At 34.1% G+C, this 9392-nt stretch carries 8 protein-coding genes; 6 read left to right on the top strand and 2 right to left on the bottom strand.

Annotated features, from left to right (window positions below; translation table 11 throughout):
• Positions 1–2: 2 nt before the first annotated feature.
• The 5 genes from xerA (at position 3) to fdhD (ending at position 5498) form a co-directional block, all read left to right on the top strand.
• Positions 3–983, top strand: coding sequence for a site-specific tyrosine recombinase/integron integrase (xerA, locus tag ACKI3Q_RS07515; RefSeq protein WP_407415797.1), 981 nt, complete (start codon positions 3–5; stop codon positions 981–983).
• A 106-nt stretch (positions 984–1089) separates the two neighbouring features.
• Positions 1090–1884, top strand: a complete 795-nt coding sequence (locus tag ACKI3Q_RS07510) for a class II glutamine amidotransferase (RefSeq protein WP_407415795.1) — start codon at positions 1090–1092, stop codon at positions 1882–1884.
• Positions 1877–3259: a hypothetical protein gene (locus ACKI3Q_RS07505; protein WP_407415793.1), complete on the top strand. Its 1383-nt coding sequence runs from the start codon at positions 1877–1879 to the stop codon at positions 3257–3259. The genes ACKI3Q_RS07510 and ACKI3Q_RS07505 overlap by 8 nt, the downstream gene beginning before the upstream one ends.
• An 11-nt stretch (positions 3260–3270) precedes the next feature.
• Positions 3271–4659: a glutamate--cysteine ligase gene (locus tag ACKI3Q_RS07500; RefSeq protein ID WP_407415791.1), complete on the top strand. Its 1389-nt coding sequence runs from the start codon at positions 3271–3273 to the stop codon at positions 4657–4659.
• Between the two features lie 8 nt (positions 4660–4667).
• Positions 4668–5498, top strand: a complete 831-nt coding sequence (fdhD, locus tag ACKI3Q_RS07495) for a formate dehydrogenase accessory sulfurtransferase FdhD (protein ID WP_407415789.1) — start codon at positions 4668–4670, stop codon at positions 5496–5498.
• Positions 5499–5534: 36 nt separating this feature from the next.
• On the opposite strand, the gene ACKI3Q_RS07490 is transcribed toward fdhD, so the two are convergent.
• Together ACKI3Q_RS07490 and ACKI3Q_RS07485 are read right to left on the bottom strand one after the other, a co-directional pair.
• Positions 5535–6290 (bottom strand): HesA/MoeB/ThiF family protein, encoded by a 756-nt coding sequence (locus tag ACKI3Q_RS07490; RefSeq protein ID WP_407415787.1) that lies wholly within the window; start codon positions 6288–6290, stop codon positions 5535–5537.
• A 266-nt stretch (positions 6291–6556) separates the two neighbouring features.
• On the bottom strand, positions 6557–8011 hold the full coding sequence (locus tag ACKI3Q_RS07485) for an asparagine synthase-related protein (protein WP_407415785.1): 1455 nt from the start codon (positions 8009–8011) through the stop codon (positions 6557–6559).
• Between the two features lie 66 nt (positions 8012–8077).
• Here ACKI3Q_RS07485 and ACKI3Q_RS07480 point away from each other — a divergent pair, with 66 nt between their 5' ends.
• Entirely contained in the window at positions 8078–9355 is a 1278-nt protein-coding gene (locus ACKI3Q_RS07480) for an O-acetylhomoserine aminocarboxypropyltransferase/cysteine synthase family protein (RefSeq protein WP_407415783.1), read from the top strand.
• Positions 9356–9392 lie beyond the last annotated feature (37 nt).

Raw genomic sequence — 9392 nt, 5'->3', positions numbered from 1 at the left:
TAATAAAAAATTTAAATAAAGCAATGACTCCATTTTTAGATGAAAATCAGCAAATAATTTTAGAAAATACTATAAGTAAAATATTTAAAGGTTTTGATGTTATCAAAATTAATCAATCATTATCTCTAGAAGAATCTAAGAATAATACATTTTTATTAAATAGTTTTTTATCTGCAAAACAAGTCGAAGGTTGTTCTGAAAGAACTATAAATTATTATAAATCCACATTAGTTAAAATGTTTAATCAAGTTGAAAAAAATATTATTTATATAACAACAGATGATTTAAGAGCATATTTAGCAAATTATAAGAATAATACAAAGGCTTCTAAATCAACTATAGATAATATAAGAAGAGTACTTTCAAGTTTTTTCAGCTGGCTTGAAGATGAAGATTATATTTTAAAAAATCCCGTGCGAAGAATTCATAAAATTAAAACTAAAAAAGTTGTTAAAGAAGTTCTTTCTGACGAAAATTTTGAAATATTAAGAGATAATTGTAATAATATTAGAGATTTAGCTATGATTGAACTTTTAGCATCAACGGGGATACGTGTAGGAGAACTTGTAAATTTAAATATTGATGATATTTTATTCAATGAAAGAGAATGTGTAGTATTAGGCAAAGGAGATTCTGAAAGAATAGTTTATTTTGATGCAAAAACAAAAATACACCTACAAAAATACATAGACTCTAGGAAAGACAATAACCCGGCACTTTTTGTATCAATTAAAAAACCACATATAAGACTTGGAATTAATGGAATAGAACGAAGAATAAGAGAATTAGGTAATGAATCAAATATTAAAAAAGTTCATCCACATAAATTTAGAAGAACAATGGCAACTAATGCCATTGATAAAGGAATGCCCATAGAACAAGTTCAAAAACTTTTAGGGCATGTCCAAATTGATACAACAATGCAATATGCAATGGTTAACCAAAGTAATGTAAAAATAGCTCATAGAAAATTTATAGGATAAATGGTATTTCTCCAAAAGATTTTTACATTTTTAATATCATTTTTAAAAATATTTATATACTAAAAAATATATAACACTTGTTATCAAAATTATGGGAAGATAATATATGTGCGAAATATTTTGTTTTAATTCAAATAATCCAAAACAGGTAAACGAATGTTTGGAATGTTTTTATAGCCATTCAGATGAACACCCCCACGGTTGGGGTCTAGCCAATATGCAAAAAGAAGAATCAATGATTGATAAGGAACCTGTAAAAGCATCATGTAGCCAACATCTAAAAAATATATTATCTAATCCAGTTGTTGGAAAAAATGTATTCGCCCATATAAGATTAGCTACTGTAGGTGAGATTATATCTCCCAATTGCCACCCATTTACCGAAGCGGATGACAATAACAGATCATGGATGTTAATTCACAATGGAACAATATTTGACTATCCAAAGCTTGATGAATACAAAGAAAGAGAACAGGGAGATACAGATTCGGAAAGAATCCTCCTATACATAATTGATAAAGTCAATGATTTCGAAGCAAAAAAAGGCTCAGTTTCAACAATTAAAGAGCGCTTTAATCTACTTGAAAAAATAATCAGGGACTTATCAAAGAACAATAAGCTTAATCTGATGATTTATGATGGGGATTTAACCTATATCCATTCCAACATGAAAGATTCCCTATTCTATCTCAAAAACGATGAAGGCTTTTTGGTTGCATCCACTCCATTAACCAACGATGAAGGATGGAAACCTGTGGAACTTAACAAGCTATTCGGACTGATTGACGGAAATATCATTTTTGAAAGTGAAGAGCATGAAAACGAATTTTTCCTGACTGATGAACATAAAAAAGCAATGGAAGACTTTTTAAAAAGTATAACTGGTGAACTTCATGATTAGTGAGAAGGAAATTAAAGATAGACTATATTCGGAATTCATCAGACCAACCCATAAAGAAAAGAACTATATTGGTGTTGAAATTGAGATTCCAATCATTAATCTTGATAAAAAAGCTGTCGATTTTAATGTAGTTCATGAAGTCACAGATAAGATTCAAAAGGAATTCAGAGACTTTAAAGAAGATGGAATAGACTATGACGGGAATGTATATTCTCTTAAAAATGATAAAAACGATGACATAGTCTGTTATGACTGCTCATATAATAACATTGAATTTGCAATGGGTCGTGAAAAGGATTTGTTTACAATCAATGACCGTTTTACTGAATACTACAAGTTTACAAAGGAATGCTTTGAGGAGTATAACCACACATTAACGGGAATGGGAATCAATCCATACAGAAAATACAACAGACATATCCCAATTCCATCAGAGAGATACCTTATGCTTTATCACCATTTACAGTCAACAGGAGACTATGATAACATTCAGTTCCATGACTATCCCGAATACGGAATGTTCTCATCAGCATCACAGGTTCAGCTGGATGTTTCAAAAGAAAAGCTGGTGCAAACAATTAACGTGTTTTCAAAAATCGAACCAGTCAAAGCATTGCTGTTTTCAAATTCCGTTCTGATTGATGATAACAATAAGTTTTTCTGCTTCAGGGATGTCTTATGGGAGCATTCGACCCATGGTGTTAACCCACACAATATCGGAATGTATGATGTAGAACTAAATGATATCAATGACCTTCAAGCCTACCTTGAATCATTGAATATGTATTGTGTTGTGCGTAACGGATCATATATCAACTTTCCGTCTATCAATTTACTTGAATACTTCCAGCAGGAAACAATAACTGGAGAAAAATATTGCAATGGAAAATATAAAAAAGTCACTATAACACCTGAAATTGATGATATCAATTATTTAAGACCATTCAAATTTATTAACCTGACATTCAGAGGAACTGTTGAGTTCAGAAGCGTGTGTACACAGCCTATCAGCGAATCCATGTCTGTTGCAGCATTTCATTTAGGCCTTAAAGATAAGCTGGATGCGCTGGATGAAATAATCTCAGAAGATGATTCACTTTATCATAAGGGATATACTGCCGGAGAGTTGAGAAAACTCTTAATCCAGTCTAAAATTCCCCCATTCATTGACAAAAATGAAGTGTGCAAATTATCAAAAAGCATTGTTGATTTAGCCTCAGAGGGACTTAAGGAAAGAGGATTAGGAGAAGAAACATTTTTAAATCCATTGTATGGACGCATTAAAAAGCAGACAAATCCCGCAAGAGAAATGATTAATTTATTTAATAATGAAAATGATATAGAAAAAATAATCAAAAGTTACGGCGATATTTAAAGGGAGAAACTATGAACTTATTAAACATATCCAAATTATCCTCCAGAGAAATACTTGAAGGATCATTTGGAATCGAATGGGAAAGCCTTAGAGCTAAAGGAGATGGTGAGCTATCACTGACACCCCATCCAGAAGTTTTTGGGGACAAATTTACAAACCCCTTAATTACAACCGATTTTTCAGAAAGCCAGATTGAAATAATAACACCAACATTCAACACCATTGATGAAGCATTTGATACATTCTCCATACTGGCTGATTTAGTCAATTCCTCACTTCCTGATGATGAATACCTCTGGTTTCAGTCCATCCCATGTATTCTGCCATATTGGGACCAAATTCCAATAGCCCAATATCCAGAAGAAGGAAAATCCTCCCAGAAGTATCGTGAAGATTTGGCCAAAAGGTACGGTGTCAAAAAGCAGATGATTTCAGGAGTCCATTTCAACTTTTCATTTTCAGATAATTTCCTGAAAAAGATATACGAAATTGAAGATTATGGTTTTAACTTTAAAGAATTTAAAAATCAGGTTTATTTAAGAATCGCTAGAAATTATATAAGATACTGCTGGCTAATAATCTATTTAACCGGTTGTTCAATAGGTTCCCACAAAACATTCTCCAACGACTGCATTCACCTTATGGATGCAATGGATGATTACGGCAGCTATTATTCAACAAAAGGACCATCATTTAGAAATGCTTCATGCGGATACAAAAATTTGAAAGAGCTATACCCTTCATATAACACTGTTGAAGAGTTTACAAGAGATGTTCGTGCTTTTATAGATAATGGGGACTTATCCGAAGCGAAAGAGCTGTACACTCAAATCAGACTAAAACCAAAAGACCCTCAGGACATGCTGAATTCACTTGAAAAAGATGGAATCGAATATATTGAAATCAGAACACTTGACATTAATCCATTTTATCAGTGCGGTCTTGTACGACATGACATGAAATTCCTGCACTTGTTTTTAATATATTCATTGATTAAGGATGAATCAGATTACGCTGACTGGCAAAAGGAAGCTAAAATCAATGAAGAAAACACTGCAGAATCAGCATATGTGGAATCAATGAGACTGATTAAGGACGGTGAAGAAGTTACCCTTAAGGAATGGGCATCAGAAATAATCAATGAAATGTATGGAATGTGTGAAGTACTGGGATTTGATGAATTCAACACCTTGAAATTGATGCATGACAGAGTATCCAATCCAGATTTGACATACGGCAAAAGATTATTGAAGCTGATAGAAGAAAACGGATATATCAACACACATATAATCCTATCCAAAAACAACAAGCAAACCAGCATCAACAGCATGGAAAACATTGATATGAAAAAATGTGAAAAGTATAAGAAATACTTCAATATTGCATTATCTGGAAAATAAGTGATAATATGAAACTTTTAAATGAAATGAATGTAATACAATGGAAAAATGGTGAATCCAAAACCATTAAAGAACATACCGTAAACGACGAATACACTTATCTGTTTATCGATTATCTGCCTCCACGTAAATTCACAACATATCCAACAGATTTAGAAGATTTTGCAATCGGGTACTGTCTTGGAGAAGGACTGATTAAAGATTATTCAGACATCAGTTCAATTGAACTAGATGGAACCAATATTTTAATTACAACCAAGCTAAATCATGACCCTGAAGAAGATCTAGAACAGGAAGGTATAGTTCAGGAAAGAAAAGGCAACTGTGAACATGCATGTGTCTGCAGACTGCTTGAATATCAGGGAGTCAATTCAGACAATGCCGGCGGAATAAGATCAGAGCTGAAAACAATTGAGCCCAATATGTCCGATTTGAAAATCGATGCTACCCAAATAATTAAGGACATTGAACATTTGACAGATGAAGCCAAAATATGGCAGGAAACCGCAGGTGTTCATGTGGCCCAGCTCAAATACAAGGACAAAATCATCATAAGGGAAGATGTAAGCAGACATGTTGCCGTAGATAAGGTAATAGGAGCAGCTGCAAAAGAGGGCTACGATTTCAGCCAATGTTATATCTCATATAGTGGAAGAATGCCTGCAGACATGCTCATTAAGGTAATCCGTGTGGGAATACCAATAATCATATCAAATGCAGCTCCAGCCACTTCAGGTATAGACGTTGCACAGGCCGGAAACATTACCGTAATTGGCTTTGTAAGGGACAACAGATTTACTGTATATACCTCTCCAGAACGAGTAAATTTAGAAAATTGATATTATTTTAAAAAAAATTAATGAAAAAAAAGAGAATTAAAGTTCATCCAGTGAAAATGAACTTAAATCTAACAAATTGAATGTTAAAATTTCAGGGGCGACAGTAACCTTTCCGATTCCAGTAATTATTTTGTATGCTTCAAAAGCTTCAAGACAACCGATTAAATTCGGAGTAGGTCCAATAACCGGAGGAACCCCAGAAGTTACATTTTTTAAAGCTTCAATAGTTTCATCATCTAATTCTTTACCTATTGAAGGCAAATTAAACATTTCTTCATATGTCTTATCACTGTTTGGCAAAAATACGGAAATCTGACCCATCGTGCCATGAATAGCTCCATGAATATATGGAATTCCAATTTCCTTTGCTTTTCTAGATACAATTACTCTCGTTAAAACATTATCCAGTGCATCAATTACAATATCTGAATCCTTTATGACATTTTCAATATTTATCTGGTCTATATGTTCGTTGAATGTTGTGACCTTAACATAAGGATTAATTAACCTAACCTTTTCAGCTGCAACATCAGTTTTGACAAGTCCCAAATCAGCGATTGTCGCCAGGGTCTGTCTGTTGAGATTAGATAAATCATAAGCATCTTTATCCACCAGGACAAGTTCGCCAACACCCATTCTTGCAAGCATTTCAATAGTTTCTCCACCGATACCTCCACAGCCAATGACTGTGATTTTTGCATCCTTGAATCTTTTTTGTTCACTTCTTGTAACTATACTCATTTGGCGGGAAGCTATTTCCCAGTATCCATCACCTATATATCTTGTCGGCATCTTTTCACCTAATATAACAATAGTTATTTTTTGTACAAATTACTATTAGTATCCTAAAATATTTAAATTTTTTTATATATTACGATTAATTTTTTTTACAATAGAAACCAATGACTAAAATTCAAAAAATTAATTCAAGTATTACTAACTTAAATAATGAGTAACACAATATATAAAAGGAAAAATAGAAAAATAGATTATATATCTTAAAATAGACAAACAATAACATATAGCAACTTATTCCAATATTTAAAGAAATTTAAGTATTATTTCAAGTGTAAATATTGGGATAAATCAATCTCCGTTATAATCTTTTTTCTCAATATTTTATCGATTCCTGTTCCGTATTGAGCAGCTTTCTTAGGCCTATATGCAATTTCAGTATCAAGACCTTCATTAAATGCAAGCTTTCTCAAAATGTTTTTTCTCAAAACATCACCGGTTCCGGAAATCTTATTTTTGTCTGGCAAGTTAATTGCATACTCCACGAGGCTTTCATCTAAAAAAGGCAGCCTCAATTCCACTGAATTAATCATTGCACAGGCATCATCACGCTCCAGATTAACGTGATACATGTTTGAAATATCATCACGGATTTCCAGTGCCAGATTTCCTTCCTCAAAGCTTTTAAGGTACCTGTTATAACCGCCAAAGAGTTCATCAGCACCCTGGCCTGAAATAGCTATCTTCTGACCGTCACCGGAAGCCATTTTTGTTGCAAAGTATGTTGTAAGGCCAACTCCCACTTTCATAAGGTTGTCATCACCTATTGCACTGACAACTTCACCTACATGTTCCTTAATTAAATCTTCATCAATAATTTGGATTTTTAAAGGCAAATCCAGGTATTCCGCAGCATACTTTGCGGCGTCCAAATCCTTTGAGCCTTCACGTCCGACAGCATACAACGTAATATCCAGCTTTTTATTGCATGATATCTCCTGCAAAAACAGTGCCAAAATTGAACTGTCAACACCCCCCGAAAATATTACACCAAGCCTATCTAATCCTTCCACTCTTTTAGAAACACTTAACTTTAATAGCTTGGATAACTTAGATGCATCAACTTCCATGAATTTTTCATGAATTGTCTGCACCGGAGCTACATCATCCCAGTTAAAAAGTATATGTTCGGGCAACAATGTGGAAATTTCAGCAAATCCGAGTTCATACAAACTATTGCGGGAAGAGGCAAAAGCACACAATTCATCACCTGCAGCATAGAATAAAGGTTTTACACCTAACGGATCACGACAGATTCCCAGATTCTCACCATCCCAAACTGCAAAGGCATAATCCCCATCAATCATTTTTTGAGCAGCCTTGATGGCCTTAAGCAAATCACCATCATTATAAAAATCAATCAGATTTATCAGCGCATCGGAGTCTGTCCGGATTTCATCTTCAACCCCCAATTTGGAGAGCAGGTTCCTGATAGTATTGAAGTTATAGAGTGCACCATCAAATACCAGAACAAGATTACCTTTAGATACCGGCTGTGGAAGAGATATTCTGTCAGGCATATCATAAATTGAAAGCAAATTATGACCTAAAGCAATATCATAAGTATTATCATCATTAAATTTTTCCAAATCAATATCCAAGTGAATTTCATCTAAAAAAACACCTGATGAATCAGGTCCACGATTTTTAGATGCATTTAACATTTTAATTAAATCATTACCTTTAAAATTTCCTTGAAGACCAACAATTGAACTCATAGTAATAAGTATAAAAACTATAACTTAAAAAAATTATTATTATAATATATAAAAGTGAGGTAAAATATGACAAAATATCACGAAAGAACAATAGAAGTTCATGCGGGAGAAATGACCGATCCAGTAACTGGCGCAAGAGCAACTCCAATATATCATACAAGTTCCTATGCATTTGAAAGTGCAGATAAAGCCAAAAAATTATATGCATTAGAAGAAGAAGGACACATTTACACAAGAATATCAAATCCAACCTCAGAAGTTTTAGAAAAACGTGTAGCAGCAATAGAAAACGGTGTAGCGGCACTGGCACAATCCACAGGAATGAGTGCCATTTTACTTTCTATTTTAAATATTGCAGGCAATGGTGATGAAATAGTATCTTCCAACAATCTATACGGCGGAACTTACACATTATTTAAAAATACCATGCCAAACTGGGGCATTAAGGTTAATTTTGTAGATACACATGACCTGGATGCCTACAGGGCAGCAATTAATGAAAATACAAAAGCAATATACTGCGAGTCAATCGGAAATCCTCAGCTGGACATTCCGGACTTTGAAGCATTGGCAGAAATTGCACATGAAAATGACATTCCACTGATAGTGGACAACACATCAGCCATTACAATGGTAAAGCCCCTGGATCATGGTGCAGACATCGTTGTTCACTCAGCAACCAAATTCTTATCAGGAAGCGGAACAAGCATGGGCGGCATGATTGTTGACGGCGGAAAATTCGACTGGACAAACGGCAAATTCCCAATGTTTACTGAACCTGACGAATCCTATCACGGCTTAATCTATTCAGAAGCATTTGGTGAAAAAGCATACATAATGAAAGCAAGAGCCCATCTAATGAAAGATCTTGGAACTGTAATGAGTCCTCTGAATGCATTTTTAATCATACAAAGCTGTATGACACTCTCCCTTAGAGTCAAGCAGCATTGTGAAAACGCTTTGGAAATAGCTAAATTCTTAAAAAATCACGAAGCAGTATCTTGGGTCAACTACCCCGGTTTGGAAGACAATGAAAATCACGAAATGGCTGAAAAATACCTGAACGGCAATTATGGATGTATTGTAAGCTTCGGTATTAAAGGAGGAATTGAAGAAGGTAAAAAATTCATCGAAAGCGTTGAACTTTTAAGCCATGTTGCAAATATTGCAGATTCAAAAACCCTCGTTATTCACCCGGCAAGTACAACACACTCCAACATGACCGAAGAAGAACAATTAGACAGTGGAATCACACCTGATTTCATCAGAATGTCTGTCGGTATTGAAGATGTTCGTGACTTAATCGAAGACATTGACCAGGCACTAAAAAAAGCAATTAATTAGGGTTTTAAACCCTCTATTTTTATTTTTAATTAAAATT

This window comes from Methanobrevibacter sp. (genome assembly GCF_045636185.1).
Lineage (GTDB): Archaea > Methanobacteriota > Methanobacteria > Methanobacteriales > Methanobacteriaceae > Methanocatella.
This window is presented reverse-complemented; position numbering and strand designations above follow the sequence as displayed.